The organism is Leptolyngbya sp. PCC 6406 (assembly GCF_000332095.2).
GTDB lineage: Bacteria > Cyanobacteriota > Cyanobacteriia > Phormidesmidales > Phormidesmidaceae > PCC-6406.
Genome location: NZ_KI913949.1, coordinates 2,663,974 through 2,679,418 on the forward strand (window position 1 = coordinate 2,663,974; position 15,445 = coordinate 2,679,418).

Here is a 15,445-nt window from a genome sequence, read left to right on the forward strand (position 1 = left end):
TTCCAGTAGACACGAGCCAAACCCGCCCCTACGGGCAAATCCGTCCCCCCAATACCCCAATACCCTTCACCCAGCAACAAGGGCAACCACAAGGGATTGCCCCTACGGAAATAACCCCAATACCCCAATACCCTTCACCCTTCACCCTCACACCCTTCACCCTCACACCCTTCACCCTCACATCCTCACACCCTCACATCAGGCCATCAAGACCAAATTCAGGTGTAGGCCCATCTGGGCCAACTGGTCTGCTGATTCTCCCGTCTTGGGGTCATGGATGGTAACCGCAGTGCCCGTCATCAGCGATGGTAGGACCGGGGACATCTGCTGGAGGTGGTGGCAGAACTGCGATCGCAGTTCTGCCAACCGAAGTATTGTCGGCCCTGCCAGAAGGGGCGCAGACAGGATCAGCAAACTATCCTCCGGCACCGTGGGGATAGGGATTGAGATGACTTCCCCCGTGATCAGATCCAGGCCCCAGTCCGCCGCCGCCAGGGCAAAATGCAAGCAGATTTGCACCCCCAGCCGTCTCGTTTCCCAGGGGTATCCCGGCACCAACACCGCCACGGTCATCCCCTCCATCAAGGCCATCATCACCGGATCCGTCCGCACCACCCACCACCGCAGCCACGGCCCAAGGTCTGAAAGGCCACACCGGGGTACTGCGCCCGTCCGATCGAAGGCCAGACTGGGCGGGAATTCTGCCACCCCCTGCACCGCTGCTACCAATGCCAACAAAGCTTGGTCCGAACCTTCCGGGGGCAGGGTATAGGGAGAATCCGCCGCCGAAGTTAGAATCGGCAGGGCCAAGGTCGTCCCCAGGGCATGGTTCACCAGAGCCTCGATCCAATCAGAATCGGTAAAGGCAATTTGGCTATCCAGGTTCAGGGCAGTAATTGAAATTTCTGGATCCACACTTGAATCGGTCCCTGAATCCGTACTTGGATCGGTATTTGGATCCGTACTTGGATCTGTACTTGAAATATTTGGAATATTTGGAATATTGGGCATCGCGTCGAGTTCTAGCCGTCGGGGCCAGGACTCCGCCATCGCGGTTAGAGGGTTAGACCGTAGATCCCCCGTCTGGAAATCGAGAGCATCATCTTCAGCACTCCCCACGTCAGCATCCGGCACAATCGCTAGAACGAACTCTAGCCGTAGCTGCCCCTGGCTCCACGGCCTTCCCGGTACCAAGACCTCCACTGTCCACCCGGTTTCAAGACTTGCCAGCAGAGGAGACTGGCGTTCTACCGCTTGCCACAGGCGGGTGAGAATCGTCCCACAGCGCTGCCCTTCTACATCAGCACCAGCAACAGTATCAGCGACAGCACCAGCGACAGTAGGGGAGGAGCAACTGGATGCTATGGCCAGGGACCGGCCCCAAGGGGCCATCGCAGTTCCAATTCCAGCTCCAATCCCAACTTCAACCATGGCATCCGTCGCCAACCCGTCTTCCCCCCAGAACGCTTGGGTCACCAAATCCAGTGCCAGCGCCCGGTCGCCCTCCAGTCGAAGGACGGGCACCAGCCGCACACCACTGCAAAATGCCCCGATCTCCTTGCCCGGTAGCTCAACCCTAGCCTCGACCCCCTCCAGAAGAGCCATAGCCCCGTAGGCACTGGCGGCCACCGCCCACAAAATCCACGACATCAAATCCGCAAAACGGCAATCGCCCGACCCGACCCCCAGTATCATCGGGGACTCTTGGCGTACCGTCTGGGCTTGGCGTAGTGCCTCCCGCAGTTCCTCCGCTTCCTCCCCCACATAGGGCAGGAGATGCTCTGGGGTTTGGGGTAGATCCGCTGGCCAGCCACTACCAGGAGCGTAGAGGGTGCGGACAATGCCCACGAGTTGAGCCGTCGCCCGGTGCACTGCCCCCGTTCTAGCCCCCAGTGCTGGGGGTAATTCCACCGGAGACAGAATTCGATAGGCCCCTGTTAACAGCACCTCAGGGGATAGGTCAGAAGCGATGAGAGGGGTGGCAGCAGCCAGATCCCCAAAGAAGTCGTCGGACACGATGGCAGGGAAAATAGATCGCCCCCATTGTAGGGGGCCTGAATTGTAGTAGGGATCAGCCCCCGCCATCCCCATCACAAATCCTGACACTTAAGGATTGTGGTTCAGTCAAGGGGGATGCCTGGGGTGGGTATCTTCTAAATCTCTGCTACTGCCCGCTCGATCAGACGATGGGCCAGGGTTTGGATGCCCGTGTGCTCGTAGTAGTTGGTGGACATATCTAGAAACGCCCCCAGGTAGTCAGCCTTATCGTCAGAAAAGTCGATAAAGCCCTGAAGGTTAGTGGTGATCTTCTGCCGAGTCAGTCCCTTAGAGGCAACAAACTTTTCCATCCAGCCCTTGGTCGAATCGAAGCTTTTTTCAATAAATTCCAGATTCTCACGGGTGGAGCGGCCAGGGATGGCCTCCTGGATATTTTTGAATGCTTTGTTGTCCTCTAGCTCCTTGGGGGTGAGCTTTTCGATACTGGCTTGGACAGTCTTGAGAAAAGTTGGGCCTAGGGGAACAATGCCGTCAAAGGCTACCAGCGCCGCCATGCGAATCAGGGACTCACCGCCGTAGTCCCCCAGTGCCCGCACAAAATCCTTCAGGCTATCGCCGGGGATGCCGTTGATGGCGCAAAAGGCCGCCACTTCGGTCACCAGTTTCAGCGACAGGTCAATGGCCTGGGCTTTTTCCGGCTTAGGGGTAATGCGGTTCAAGAAGCCCAGCAGGGGAACCTTTTCTCCCACTTTGTTCACCAGGGCGGCAGTGCCCAGAGCGCTGCCGGTACTGTCAATGGTTTGGTATAGCCACAATGCCCGCTGGTAGCCCTGGGAGCGATCGTTAAAGAGCTGAATCGCCCGCTCTCCAATTTGCTGAATCAGGGCGTCATCCTTTTCCCGAGTGACGGTGCGGATGGTGTGCTCAAAGCCCACCGGATTGTCCCAAGTTCCCGGCAAAAAGGTGTCGAGGGACTTGAGGGTAAACACCGTGATATTGCGGGTAGGCAGTTCATCAACAAGGGCGTGGATTGTTTTTTTGCTCATGGTTTTGGGGAGAGGGTGATGGGGTAGGGGGGTGATGGGGTGACAGGTGACAGAAATTTTAAGTTTTGAGTTTTGAATTGAATTTCCCGTAGGGTGCATAGCGCTAAGGCGCGGCTTCGCCAACGCGAAGCAATGCACCGCAGAGATGCCGCGCGCCCAATGCAGGATTGTTGCCCTAGGGATGCGGTTTCCGCGCCCAATGGAGGAACCTTTTATTTCACTAGGGACTCTAGCCCGTCGAGGTCGAATTTCTCTAGCCATGCGGCTCGGTCTTCGGGGCTGAAGTCGTCGCTGCGGGAGAGGACTTTGACCTGGAGGCGGTCGCCCACCAAAACTCCGGTGGCGGTGCTGCCAATTTCAGCGGCAGGGTAACCCGCGATCGCGCGATCGCTTTCTCGGTAGCGGGTGGCGGCAGAGGGATTGGCGGCGGTATCAGAGACCGACAGCATGGCCAAATCGCTCCCTCCCTGCTTGAGCTTGGCTTCAGCAAAGCCAGATTTTTCCTGAGTATAGATGCGCTCGTAGCCATCTCCTTCAGCAGGAAAGAATTTATTAAAGGCGCTACCTGCGAGGACATCATCGGTAGCAGCGGGGGCTTCGACGGCGGCGGTATCGGCGGCGTCCCAGCGACTGGGGGCAGGGGCACTGCTACAGGCAGAGGTAAAGGCTAGACAGGCCAGGAGTAGGGCAACTGTCCAGCGAAATCCTGATTTCACCATGATTGATATAGGGAAATGTGAAAGGGCTGGGTTGAACGGGGGATGGATCCGAATAAAGCCTAAACGAAAGGAAGACTACGCCTACTGTAGCTGGCCTCAGCCTAGAGAGTGATGGCTTGGGCAAACCAGGCGGCAGCACTGGTGTTGGTACCCGATGGTAATTTCTTCAAGGTTGCTGTTAGCAGTGCTATGTCTAGCCCATTTAGAGCACGGGACCGCTCACAGCCTTGGTACTCCCCCTGGGGGTTAAGTTGAAAGGCGAGTACCTGCTCCCCCTTGACATCAATCACCCAATACTCAGGAATGCCGAGGGCTTCATAGAGATGCTTTTTCTCCTCTAAGTCCGAGGCCAGGGTAGTATCAGCGATTTCCCCCACCAAATCGGGAACGCGCTCTGTTGAGAGGTCAATTTGTCTGGGTTTGCCATCACGCCAACGAGGGAAGTCGTCGCCAATGTACAAGACTAGGTCAGGAGAACAGGCTCGGAACCGAGGATGCTCTAGAAGGCAACGCCCTAGAGAGCTAAAGGATTGCTCGGGATACTGCACAGCCCAAAATGCGAACAGCATGGTGAACAAATCACTAAAACTAGCGTGATTGATGCCTTCGCTACCCACCTCAACCCATAGCCATCCTTGATTGAATGCAAGTTTAACGTGCTCTAGGTCCGGGGCGTCCCGTAGAGCGCAGTATTCTTCCCAGGTCGCGGAATACCATTGCTGGAGTGGTGAGGATGGTTTGAGGGGCGTGGGGAATCGGCTCATGGAATCGGCTCATAGTCGCTGGCTGAACCCAAGTGCTTGTAGTTTAGCATCGCTCATTCTAGACCCTGGCTTGGGGGAATCTGAGCGAATCGAGGTCACCGATATCGGGGTTAATTGCAATTTTTTTCTCATCCCAGCCCATAATGGGGACGATGTTTGGATTAATCCCAGCGCCATGGCAAGAACCCCCAACGAATATATTGTCCATTTGCTTTTCGATGGTGGTCATCGGGAAGAGGTGCGGTTTCACACCATTCAGGAATTTCAGAAGTGGTACAGCGGCGAATTTGTGCCCAAATCCACCTCCGATGAGTTCATCAGCGTCCCAGTGCCCAAGATCAATCCGGGGGAATACATGGTGATTCGTCCTTCTCGTCTGCTAGCGATTCGTGTGGAACCTGTCTTTAGCTCTAGCGTCGAGCGGTATTGATGGGGTCTCGTTTCGGTGGTGGAATGTTGAGAGCGTTCTGGTCTGACAGGCGACGGAAAGACGATTCTCTAGGCCCAAGATGTTGGCAGCGATGGCAGATCTACTTGGGTTTGGTGATGGGTCTGATCCTGAGCCTAGGTCTGCATGGCATTCCCCAGGTTTGGGCGCAGGTGTCGGCACCAGAACCCATAGATTCTCCCCTCCATGCAATGGCCCCTTTGGGCCAGTCTCTAACCGTCGCAGTATGGCCGACGGCAAGGGAGTTTGGTTGGGATGAGTCGCTCTGGGCGGAACGGTCGGCGATGGTGACGGCAATTGATCATAGCCTTAGCTACCTGGCGACTCCGGCGGCGGTGACGGCCTATCGGGACTATCCAGTGGCGGGGGTGAATCGCGATCGCGTTATTCGGAGCCTGCGACGCTTTCGTGCTCTGTTGCAGGTGAGCCCATCGCCAGCGGCGTTTTACCAGGCAGTACAACGAGAATTCACCCTGTACCAGGCCGTAGGCAATGACGGGCTGGGAACGGTCCATTTCACTGGCTACTTTGAGCCCACCTTTCAGGCTAGTCGCACCCCCACTGCCACCTACCGCTATCCCCTTTATCGGCGACCCCCTAGCCTCGACAATTGGTCCCTACCCCACCCCACCCGTCTGGCCCTAGAGGGGCAGGACGGCTTGGCCGCTGCCCAGGGGCCATTGGCGGGTCTGGAACTGGTGTGGCTACGCGATCGCTTAGAAGCCTTCCTCGTTCAAGTGCAGGGCTCGGCCCGTCTACAACTCACTGACGGCAGTTTCTTCTCCGTGGGCTACGCGGGGCGGACAGAATATCCCTACACCAGCCTGGGACGGGAGCTGATTAACGACGGTAAAATTCCAGCGGCGGAGCTGACCCTAGATCGCCTCTTGGCCCACTTCCAGGCCCATCCTGGGGATCTCAGTGCCTACATTCCCCGCAATGATCGTTTCGTATTCTTTCGCCAAACCGATGGGGGTCCACCCACGGGGAGCCTCTCGGTGCCCGTGACCGCAGGCCGCTCCATTGCCACCGACAAGTCCCTGATGCCGCCGGGAGCCTTGGCCCTGGTCAGCCTCAACTGGCCGGAACGCAATCTTGAGGGCACCTGGAGCCATCGACCCATGAGGCGCTATGTTCTAGATCAAGACACGGGGGGAGCCATCCTGGGGCCAGGGCGGGTCGATATTTTTGTCGGCACGGGCACCGCCGCTGGAGAGCAGGCGGGTCAGGTGAATACCAACGGTGCCCTCTATTACTTGTTACTGCGGTCCTAAGTAGGTGGGCATAATGATCAGCAAAGATTCCCGTCCACCCGTTTCATCCCCGTCTGGAGGCAGGGTTGGCGAAAATAGCTCCCTGAACTGGGCTCGCTGGTTGAATCCCGATGCGATCGCACCCATTATTGTGGGGCTGATTATGTTGAGTCTCTGGGAGGGGGGCGTCCGTTTTTTTGACCTTCCTCCCTACCTGCTACCGGGGCCGCTGCTGGTGATGCAGACTCTAGTGGAGGAATGGCCGCAGTTGTTTCCGTCGCTGTTAATCACCCTCCAGATCACGGTGCTGGCCTTTATCGCCGCAACGGTGTCGGGGGTGTTGATTGCGGTGCTGTTTACCCAGAGCAAGTGGATCGAGCGCAGCTTCTTTCCCTACGCAGTGATTATGCAGACTACCCCGGTAGTTGCGATCGCGCCTTTGATCATCATCTGGTTTAGAAGCAATACCCTGGCAGCCTTGGTGGTCTGCGCCTGGATCGTGGCCTTTTTTCCCATCGTGTCTAACACCACCCTGGGGCTCAATAGTGCCGACCACACCCTCAAGAACCTCTTCCACCTCTACGGGGCATCCCGTTGGCAAACCCTCTGGTATCTGCGGTTGCCCAGCGCCCTGCCCTATTTTCTGGGGGGGCTCCGCATCAGTGGTGGACTGGCCCTGATTGGGGCGGTGGTGGCGGAGTTTGTAGCGGGCACCGGGGGCGCACGGGCCGGGATTGCCTACCAGATTTTGATGTCTAGCTACAATCTGCAAATCCCCCGCATGTTCGCGGCCTTAGTGATGACGACACTGCTGGGGGTCTTGATTTTTGTCGGCTTGACGATCCTCAGCGATCGCCTACTCCGCCAATGGCACGAGAGCGCTGTGCAGCGGGAAAATTAGTACTCTGCGGCGTAAATACCCTAACCGTTCTATCGTGGTACTCTTCGGCCCCTCACCCTAGCCCTCTCCCAGGGGGCGAGGGGACCGGAAAATGTTGGGCTGGCGCATCATCAGATTTGATTTTCAGGGTTTCGTAGGGTGCATTCGCGAAGCAATGCACCGCAGAAAGGCAACGCCTAGGGGAAATGGGCTCAGGATTTCCGCCCCGGAGTACTAGTACTGGGCGGGGTAAATACTGTACCTGGTTGACCGACAAACATATAAGAGGCGGGCGGTTAAAACCGCGCCTATACAGCCACTAGCGCAGCATACCCGAAGGGTTATAACCCGCCTGCGCGGGTTAGGGAGTCGGCGAAGGCCGACTTTGTTTGTATAGCAGCGGTTTTAACCGCCCTGATTCCTAGCCCGCCGCCGACTCAGAACCGCTGCGCCAGCCATGCCCAGCAAGCCTAGAATAGTCCCCGGTTCAGGAATGGATTGGGGTGGATCGACAGGTTCAGGTTCCACGGGCTCAGGTTCCACGGGTTCGGTTCTGAGGGAGCCCCCCTGGACAAACACCGCCGAATCGAGAATCCCATCCCCGACATCAAAGATGCGGATCGAGAGGATATTGCGGGCATTTTGCAGGACATTGCCCTGGAAGGTCAGGGGTACCGTAAAGCCATCTAGGCGCGTATTGGCCACTCCCGACCCCGCTGGATTGTTGATGTAGTCAGCGTTGTAGGGACCAGAGGGGTTCGGTACTAAGTTGTTGATAGAAACGGTCTGCCCATTATTCAACTTGGCCAGGTTAACGCCATTCAGCAGCAGCTCAAATTGGTCGTTAAACTCAGTACCCCCATATTCCACAAATTCCTCCGAGCCAAAGACATAGTTAAAGAAAAGTGCACTAACGGTGTCATCGGCATCGAAGGAAATATCGAGCTGGGCTAAGTCAAACGTGGGGAAGGTGCCAAATCCGGGAACTGAAATGGGACCCACACCGGGCCTTCCCAGATTCGTACTGAGATCGGTGCTATTGGGAACTCCAGGAATGTAGTTATCTGCGGTATTGGGACCGGGCAAATCTACAACTCGCCCAGTACTGAGGACGACACCGGAATCGAGGCCAAAGGGATCATTGAGGAATGTACCGAAGGAACGGCTATCTCCGGTGAGATTAATATCAAAGTTATTTAGACCTGTGGTGTCTCCGAGGAGGGCTGTCAACAGTAGCAGGCCATCATTGTTCTGGTTGACAGTGAAAGCGGCGACGGGAGTACTCCAAAGGGTGGAGGTGGCCGCGATCGCAACAGCGCCAGCGAAAAAAGATGTTTTGGTAGTGACGTGCATAAAGCAGGAAAAAAGCAGTTTACAAGAGACTGGGGCGGTAGGGAGCACCGGGGAGATCGCCCCCTCATAACAGGTCTAGACCCCTTTCTCAGCTCCAAGTTCCGTTGCATCGCGATCCGGCATGAATTTTGAACCAGCATTTCGTGGGTTTTCTCGCTAGCGGAGACGCTGCGCGATGGCCCCAATGGGCCAGTTTGTGACTATCGCGGCTCACCCCACGCGACGACGGTCTTCAGAAATTAAAATCGCGGATAATGGAACCCAAGATTTTTACGATGGACCCGATGCCGCTGTGGCCTTTATTTCTCTCCCTCAAACGCCCCATTTTTGGTTAGTGAATGGCCGCATTCCCCAGTCCCTCCTGGCGACCCCTGTAGCCCACTGCCCGGTAATTCCAGAACTGGCGGCATTCCCCTTTGCAGAGAATTTAGTGGCTGCCGATGTGGAAATTCGCGACGGCTACATTACCGCCATTGCGCCCCCCCAGACCGGGCCAAAGACCGTCCCAGAGACCGTCCCCCAAGTGGATATGCAGCAGGGGCTGATCTGGCCCTGCTTTGTGGATATCCATACCCACCTAGATAAAGGACAAAGCTGGAATCGGGTTCCCAACCCCGATGGCACCTTCGCCAGCGCCCTAGATGTCGTGCAAGGGGATGCTGAGAAATACTGGGATAGGGAGGATCTCTATCGCCGTATGGACTTCAGCCTGCACTGTAGCTATGCCCACGGCACCCAGGCGCTGCGCACCCACTTCGATGCCTTTGGCTCCATGGCGGCCACCGCCCTAGAGGTGATCCACACCCTGCGCCAGGAATGGTCAGGACGGCTAAACCTGCAAGCGGCCTCCCTTGTTTCCCTAGATTATTACCTGACCCCAGCGGGGACAGCCCTCGCGGATCAGGTGGCTGCTGCTGGCGCAATTCTCGGTGGGGTAGCCTATACCAACCCTGACCTCATAGCCCAGGTAGATCGGGTCTTTGCCCTAGCGGCAGAACGGGGACTCGACCTAGATTTCCATGTGGACGAAAGCCTGAATCCTGAAGACCAATGTCTGAGGGCTGTGGCCCAGGCTAAGCTGCGCCATGGGTTTGCTGGGCGTGTAGTGTGCGACCACTGTTGTTCCCTCTCGGTGCAGTCGCCGGAGGTGATGGGGGAAACCCTGAAGTGGGTGCGGGAAGCCCAGATCGGTATTATTAGCTTGCCCCTATGTAACCTATACCTCCAGGATCGCCAGCCCAACAGAATGCCGCGCTATCGCGGCGTGACGGTGCTCCATGAGCTAAAGCAATGGGGAATTCCAGTTGCGATCGCAAGTGATAACTGCCGCGATCCCTTCTATGCCTACGGGGATCTAGACGGGCTAGAGGTGTTTACCCAAGCCACCCGCATCGGCCAGTTGGATCGCCCCATCGCCGACTGGGCACGCACCGTTACCAGCACCCCCGCCGATCTCATGGGTCTGCCCCAGGCAGGACGCATTGGCCTCGGGCAATCGGCAGACTTGGTACTCTTCAAGGCCCGGACCTTTAATGAGCTGCTGTCTCGGCCCCAAGCCGATCGGGTGGTAATACGCCAGGGCCGAAGCATCGACACCACCCTACCGGACTATCGGGAGCTGGATGACTTGGTAGGTATCGCCTAGCACCGCCTTCGGCCATGGGACTTATTCTGTTTACAGAAGCGCGTCACAGAACCGCATTTGGCGTTACACTCATGGCACCTTTTGGGTTCGAGAGTCGGGTTTTTGCCGTCTGCGACCCGTTTTTTTTGAGCCTCTCCCCACTCCTGAATACGTCCTCCTCAATGTTTGAATGTTAACCAGCGTTGACCGACTGCTTTTTGTCCGTGGCGTTCCCATTTTCAAAGAACTGCGGGACGATTTCTTGGTGCGGCTGGCCTCCATTATGGATGAGCTGTCCTTCCCCAATAATCACACCATCTTTACAGAAGGGCAGGAGGGGCGGGCGCTCTACATTGTGGTGTCGGGGCGGGTGCGGGTCCACCTGCGCGGGCAGGAACTGGCCCAGCTAGAGACAGGTACCTGTTTTGGGGAAATGTCCCTCTTTGATGCAGAGCCGCGATCGGCTTCGGTGACGACGCTGGAGTCTTGCGACTGTCTGATGCTGACCCAACAGCAGCTCTACGAGGCCATTGATGAAACCCCTGGCATTGCGGTCAATATCATTCGACTCCTCTCTCGCCGCATCCGTGAGTTGAATGACGAACTCAATGAAAAACAGCAGGAACTTAAGGATTTAACCCGGCAGCAGAATCTCGCCTACGCCCCCGATCCCCAGTTTGTTCCCCAGGAGGTGGTTCCCCGTCCGGTGGCGGAGGAGTCTCTGTACGGTTTTGACCACAACAACGGCTTCCCCTACAGCACTCTGGCTCAATAACGGAGCTTCGCTGTAAGCGCAAAGCCCTGATCTGACTACGTTGCAGCCGGTGCCCTCATCCCCCAACCCCTTGTATCTTATGGGCAGGGTGATAGACCGACACCCCTTAGAGGGTGTTTGAGAAATCGAAGCGGGTATCGAATTAGGCCAATCGGCGCACCATAATACGGATCATGGCCAGATAGATAAAGGTCTCACTGGTCTGGGTCAAGCGTTCATAATCCTTGCTCAAGCGTCGGTAGCGGTTCCACCAGCCAAAAGTACGTTCTACCTTCCAACGCTGAGGGACAGGGACAAATTCCTTGCGCTCCGTGGGGCGTAAGGTCACCCAAATCACCCAGTCCAGCACATCAATGCCCCAGCGATAGAGGGGGTTACCGTCATAACCGCCATCGGCCCACACCGTGATCACCCGAGAGACCCTCTGCCCCATTGCCTTAACGTTTGCCAGCACTTGTTTGGCCCCATCGCGTTCACCGACATTGGCCGCAGTGATCAGCACCCGTAACACCAAACCCAGGGTATCGACGACTAGGTGACGCTTGCGACCCTTGATGTGCTTGGCCCCGTCATAGCCCACATCCTCATGCGTAAAGTTAGCCGTTTTCACGCTTTGACTATCGATGATCAACTCTGAGGGGCTTTCGGCACGACCCGCAGCCAAACGGGTCAGGACATAGAACTCGTCATGAATCCTCTGCCAGGTGCCGTCTTTTTTCCAGCGACGGAAGTAGGTGTAAACCGTTTGCCAGGGGGGGAAGTCTCCTGGTAGACCGTGCCAGGTGCACCCTTCGCACAGCACGTAGAAGTATAGTGGACCCCAAAAACTGGACAGGTAGCTAAGCTCTGAGACTCCCCGAAAAATGATAGGAGTATCCCATGAGTAAAAAGCGCCGACAGTACAGTCCTCAGTTCAAGTCAAAAGTGGCCCTCGAAGCCATCCAGGGTGTGAAGACCGTGCCAGAGCTCTCCAGCCAGCACAGTGTTCATCCGAGCCTGATCAACCAGTGGAAACGGCATCTCGTGGAGAGTGCGAGCGGTTTGTTTGAGATGGGACAGGCCTCTAAAACGGCTGAAGCAGACAGCCAAGCGAAAATCAATGAACTCTACCGTCAGATCGGTAAATTGACGGTAGAACGGGATTTTTTAGCCGAGCGCTCAGCACAACTGGGCTTGAGCAGCGAAAGACCCTGGTAGATGGGAATCACCCCCAGTTGAGCTTGGTGCGCCAATGCCAGCTCCTGGGTGTGAACCGTTCGACGCTGTATTACCGGCCCAAAGCAATAGAGGCGACAGAGCTGGCATTGCTCAGACGCCTGGATGAGCTTTATCTGGAAACGCCAGTGTATGGCAGTCGTCGCATGACCGCCCATCTGCGCCGAGAGGGCTATGAGGTGAATCGCAAGCGAGTTCAGCGACTGATGCAGCAGTTGGGCTTACAGGCCATCTACCCCAAGCCCAAACTGACTCAAGTGAACCCAGAGCACAAGGTCTATCCTTATCTGCTACGAGGGGTGTCTATCACTGAGGTAGATCAAGTCTGGAGTACCGACATCACCTACTTGCCGGTGCTCAAAGGCCATTTTTACCGGGTGGCGATGATGGATTGGTTCAGCCGCAAGGTATTGAGCTGGCGTATCTCCAACACGATGGATGTTCAGTTCTGCCTTGATGCCCTCGAAGAAGCCTTGGAGAGCTATGGCCACCCAGAGGTCTTCAACTCCGATCAGGGGTCTCAGTTTACCGCCAAGGCATTTACCAGCCAGGTGCTAACGAGCGGCGCAAAAGTGAGCATGGATGGTCGGGGAAGATGTCACGACAACATTTTCATTGAGCGCTTGTGGCGGTCTTTGAAGTATGAGCTGATCTACCTCAAAGCTTTTGAGGACGGGACTCATCTTAATCAGGAGGTGAAAGCATGGTTTGATTGATACAATCAGAACCGACTGCATCAGTCATTGAATTACACCACCCCGGATGAGGTTTATTTCCAAGCCGGATGAACCAGGTGAAATTCTTCAATTGCAGCCATGACCCAGGAAGAATTCAGAGCTTAGTTTCCTGATATATCTGCCCGAACCATTGGGTCCACTTCAGAGCTGTACCTCATCCATTAGGGAACCGCTATATATTTAACCCCAACCCAACTCCAGGGTTGCGGTCACCTGTCAATCATTAATTGACGGACCCCTATGCAATCCCTCGATCGCAAGCTACTTCGAGACCTGCTGACCCTGCGGGGGCAGGTGATTGCCATTGTGCTGATTGTGGCTTGCGGCATTGCCAGCTTGGTGACGATGATGAGCACCTATAACTCCCTGGTGCTATCCCAGCAGGCGTACTACAGCGAATACCGCTTTGCTGATGTGTTTGCGCCGCTGAACCGGGCTCCCAATGGCCTGCTGGAGCAGATTCGGGAAATTCCGGGGGTGGGGCAGGTGCGATCGCGGGTTGTGGAAACCGTCACCCTGGATGTGCCGGGATTAGATGACCCCGCCACGGGACGGCTGGTGTCCATTCCCGAACAGCAGCAGCCCATGTTGAATGATCTGTTCCTGCGATCGGGGCGTTACATCCAGCCCGGTCGGTTGGATGAGGTGATCGCCAGCGATGCCTTTGTGACGGCGAACCAGTTGGCCCTGGGGGATAGCATCAGCGCCGTGATCAATGGTCGCTGGCAGCGGCTGCGGATTGTCGGTACCGCCCTGTCGCCGGAATACATTTACGAAATCAGCGGCACGGAACTGCTGCCGGATAATCGCCGCTTTGGGGTGCTGTGGATGGGGCGCAACGCCCTCGCCACCGCCTTTGACCTGGATGGAGCCTTTAATGATGTCACCCTCACCCTCACTCCCGGCGCACGGGAGGCGGAGGTGCTATTTCGCCTAGATCAACTGCTAGAGCCCTACGGTGGCCTGGGAGCCTACGGTCGGGAAAATCAAATTTCCCACCGCTTTTTAGAAGATGATCTGGTGGGCTTGCAGGTGATGGCGCTGATTTTACCCGTGATTTTTCTGGGCATCGCCGCCTTTTTGCTGAACATGGTGCTGGCCCGCCTGATCAGCACCCAGCGAGATCAGGTGGCGGTGCTCAAAGCCTTTGGCTACACCAACGGGGAAGTGGGGCTGCATTTCCTCAAGCTGGTGGTCATCGTTGTCGGGCTGGGGGCCACGGCGGGGATTGGCCTGGGGCGCTGGCTGGGGGCCAACTTTACCCAGTTCTACACCCAGTACTACCAGTTCCCTGACGTGCAATATCAGGCGGGCATCGGCTTGATGTTGGCGGCGGTGGGGGTGAGTATGGCGGCGGCTCTGACCGGAGCCTTCAAATCCGTGGCGGCGGTGGTGGCGCTGCCCCCGGCGGAGGCCATGCGCCCAGAACCCCCCGCCAGTTTCAATCCCACCCTGATCGAGCGGTTGGGATGGCAACGGTTCCTGTCCCCCGTGGGTCGGATCATTCTGCGGAATCTGGAGCGTCGCCCCTGGCAGGCGGCTCTGTCCATTTTCGGCATTTCCCTGGCGGTGTCGATTCTGGTGGTGGGGGGATATTTCAGCGACGGCATTAACCACATCATCACCGTCCAGTTTCACGTCGTTCAGCGGGAGGATATGACGCTGACCTTTAACCGACCCCTGCCCGGTCGAGTGCGCTATGACCTGGCTCACCTGCCGGGGGTGCAGCGGGTGGAGCCCTTTCGCACTGTGCCGGTACGGTTGCGCTATGGCCATCGCAGCCATCTGGGGGCGATCACGGGGTTGGGGGAGCCCAGTACCCTGCGTCGTTTGATTAACGCCCAGCTCCAGGCCGTACCCCTGCCCGCCGATGGGCTGCTGATCAATACGAAACTGGCGGAAATGCTGCACGTTGCGGTGGGCGATCGCGTCACCGTAGAAGTGCTGGAGGGAGCCCGCCCCACCCGCCAGGTGGTGGTGACGGCCCTGGTGGATGAGCTGGTGGGGATCGCCACCTATATGAATGTGGAGGCGCTGAATCGGTTGATGCAGGAGGGGCCAACCTATTCTGGAGCCTACCTGTTAGTAGATCCCCAGTTCATCCAGCCGTTGTACCAACAGTTGAAGCAAACCCCGGCGGTGGCGGGGGTGGCTCAGCGGGAAACGGCCCTGTCCCAGTTTGAGGACACCATTGCCGCCACCTCAGGAGCGATGAATTTTGTCCTACTCCTATTTGCCTGCATCATTTCCGTCGGGGTGATCTACAACGCGGCTCGCATTGCCCTGTCGGAGCGCAGTCGAGAACTGGCCACGCTACGGATCATCGGCTTCACCCAGGGGGAGATTGCGGTGATTCTCCTGGGTGAACAGGCCGTCCTCACCCTTGTCGCCGTTCCCCTGGGCTGGCTCTTGGGCTTTGGCCTCTCCTGGTCCCTAAACCAATCTCCGGCCCAGAATACCGAGTTGTTTCGGGTCCCCTTTGTGATTAATCCCACCAGCTATCTGTTTGCGCTGCTGGTAACTGCGATCGCGGCCCTTGGCTCTGGCCTGCTCATTGGTCGCCAGCTCTGGCAGTTGGACTTGATTGCGGTGTTGAAGACGAGGGAGTGAGGGAGTGGGGGAGTGGGGGAGTG

12 protein-coding genes and 1 pseudogene are annotated in these 15,445 nt (G+C 57.0%); 7 read left to right on the forward strand and 6 right to left on the reverse strand.

Annotation, left to right across the window (positions count from 1 at the left end; genetic code table 11):
- Window positions 1–198: 198 nt before the first annotated feature.
- The 4 genes from LEP6406_RS0211805 to LEP6406_RS0211820 form a co-directional block, all read right to left on the reverse strand.
- Window positions 199–2,085, reverse strand: a complete 1,887-nt coding sequence (locus LEP6406_RS0211805; protein ID WP_155834679.1) for a hypothetical protein — start codon at window positions 2,083–2,085, stop codon at window positions 199–201.
- A 68-nt stretch (window positions 2,086–2,153) separates the two neighbouring features.
- Window positions 2,154–3,044 (reverse strand): hypothetical protein, encoded by an 891-nt coding sequence (locus tag LEP6406_RS0211810; protein WP_027269072.1) that lies wholly within the window; start codon window positions 3,042–3,044, stop codon window positions 2,154–2,156.
- Between the two features lie 212 nt (window positions 3,045–3,256).
- A complete protein-coding gene (locus LEP6406_RS0211815; protein ID WP_008311585.1) occupies window positions 3,257–3,763 on the reverse strand; it encodes a hypothetical protein in 507 nt (168 codons plus the stop codon).
- 101 nt (window positions 3,764–3,864) lie between these two features.
- Window positions 3,865–4,527 (reverse strand): Uma2 family endonuclease, encoded by a 663-nt coding sequence (locus tag LEP6406_RS0211820; protein WP_008311583.1) that lies wholly within the window; start codon window positions 4,525–4,527, stop codon window positions 3,865–3,867.
- Between the two features lie 175 nt (window positions 4,528–4,702).
- Here LEP6406_RS0211820 and LEP6406_RS0211825 point away from each other — a divergent pair, with 175 nt between their 5' ends.
- The 3 genes from LEP6406_RS0211825 (at window position 4,703) to LEP6406_RS0211835 (ending at window position 7,129) form a co-directional block, all read left to right on the forward strand.
- Window positions 4,703–4,957 (forward strand): hypothetical protein, encoded by a 255-nt coding sequence (locus tag LEP6406_RS0211825; protein ID WP_008311581.1) that lies wholly within the window; start codon window positions 4,703–4,705, stop codon window positions 4,955–4,957.
- A 116-nt stretch (window positions 4,958–5,073) separates the two neighbouring features.
- Window positions 5,074–6,249, forward strand: coding sequence for a murein transglycosylase A (locus LEP6406_RS0211830; protein ID WP_036028356.1), 1,176 nt, complete (start codon window positions 5,074–5,076; stop codon window positions 6,247–6,249).
- Window positions 6,250–6,262: 13 nt separating this feature from the next.
- Window positions 6,263–7,129, forward strand: a complete 867-nt coding sequence (locus tag LEP6406_RS0211835; protein WP_008311578.1) for an ABC transporter permease — start codon at window positions 6,263–6,265, stop codon at window positions 7,127–7,129.
- A gap of 384 nt (window positions 7,130–7,513) precedes the next feature.
- On the opposite strand, the gene LEP6406_RS0211840 is transcribed toward LEP6406_RS0211835, so the two are convergent.
- Complete coding sequence (locus LEP6406_RS0211840; protein ID WP_008316039.1) at window positions 7,514–8,461, reverse strand: choice-of-anchor L family PEP-CTERM protein; 948 nt, start codon at window positions 8,459–8,461, stop codon at window positions 7,514–7,516.
- 175 nt (window positions 8,462–8,636) lie between these two features.
- Here LEP6406_RS0211840 and LEP6406_RS0211845 point away from each other — a divergent pair, with 175 nt between their 5' ends.
- Both LEP6406_RS0211845 and LEP6406_RS27725 read left to right on the forward strand, forming a co-directional pair.
- Window positions 8,637–10,106, forward strand: coding sequence for a cytosine deaminase (locus LEP6406_RS0211845; RefSeq protein WP_008316037.1), 1,470 nt, complete (start codon window positions 8,637–8,639; stop codon window positions 10,104–10,106).
- Window positions 10,107–10,275: 169 nt separating this feature from the next.
- Window positions 10,276–10,860: a Crp/Fnr family transcriptional regulator gene (locus tag LEP6406_RS27725; RefSeq protein ID WP_008316034.1), complete on the forward strand. Its 585-nt coding sequence runs from the start codon at window positions 10,276–10,278 to the stop codon at window positions 10,858–10,860.
- A 142-nt stretch (window positions 10,861–11,002) separates the two neighbouring features.
- Here LEP6406_RS27725 and LEP6406_RS27730 read toward each other — a convergent pair whose 3' ends face one another.
- Window positions 11,003–11,662, reverse strand: a complete 660-nt coding sequence (locus LEP6406_RS27730) for an IS5 family transposase (protein WP_051463680.1) — start codon at window positions 11,660–11,662, stop codon at window positions 11,003–11,005.
- A 77-nt stretch (window positions 11,663–11,739) separates the two neighbouring features.
- Here LEP6406_RS27730 and LEP6406_RS27735 point away from each other — a divergent pair.
- A pseudogene (locus tag LEP6406_RS27735) lies at window positions 11,740–12,788 on the forward strand (IS3 family transposase); the annotation flags it as partial.
- A 264-nt stretch (window positions 12,789–13,052) separates the two neighbouring features.
- Window positions 13,053–15,422, forward strand: coding sequence for an ABC transporter permease (locus LEP6406_RS0211870; RefSeq protein ID WP_008316052.1), 2,370 nt, complete (start codon window positions 13,053–13,055; stop codon window positions 15,420–15,422).
- Window positions 15,423–15,445: the final 23 nt, after the last annotated feature.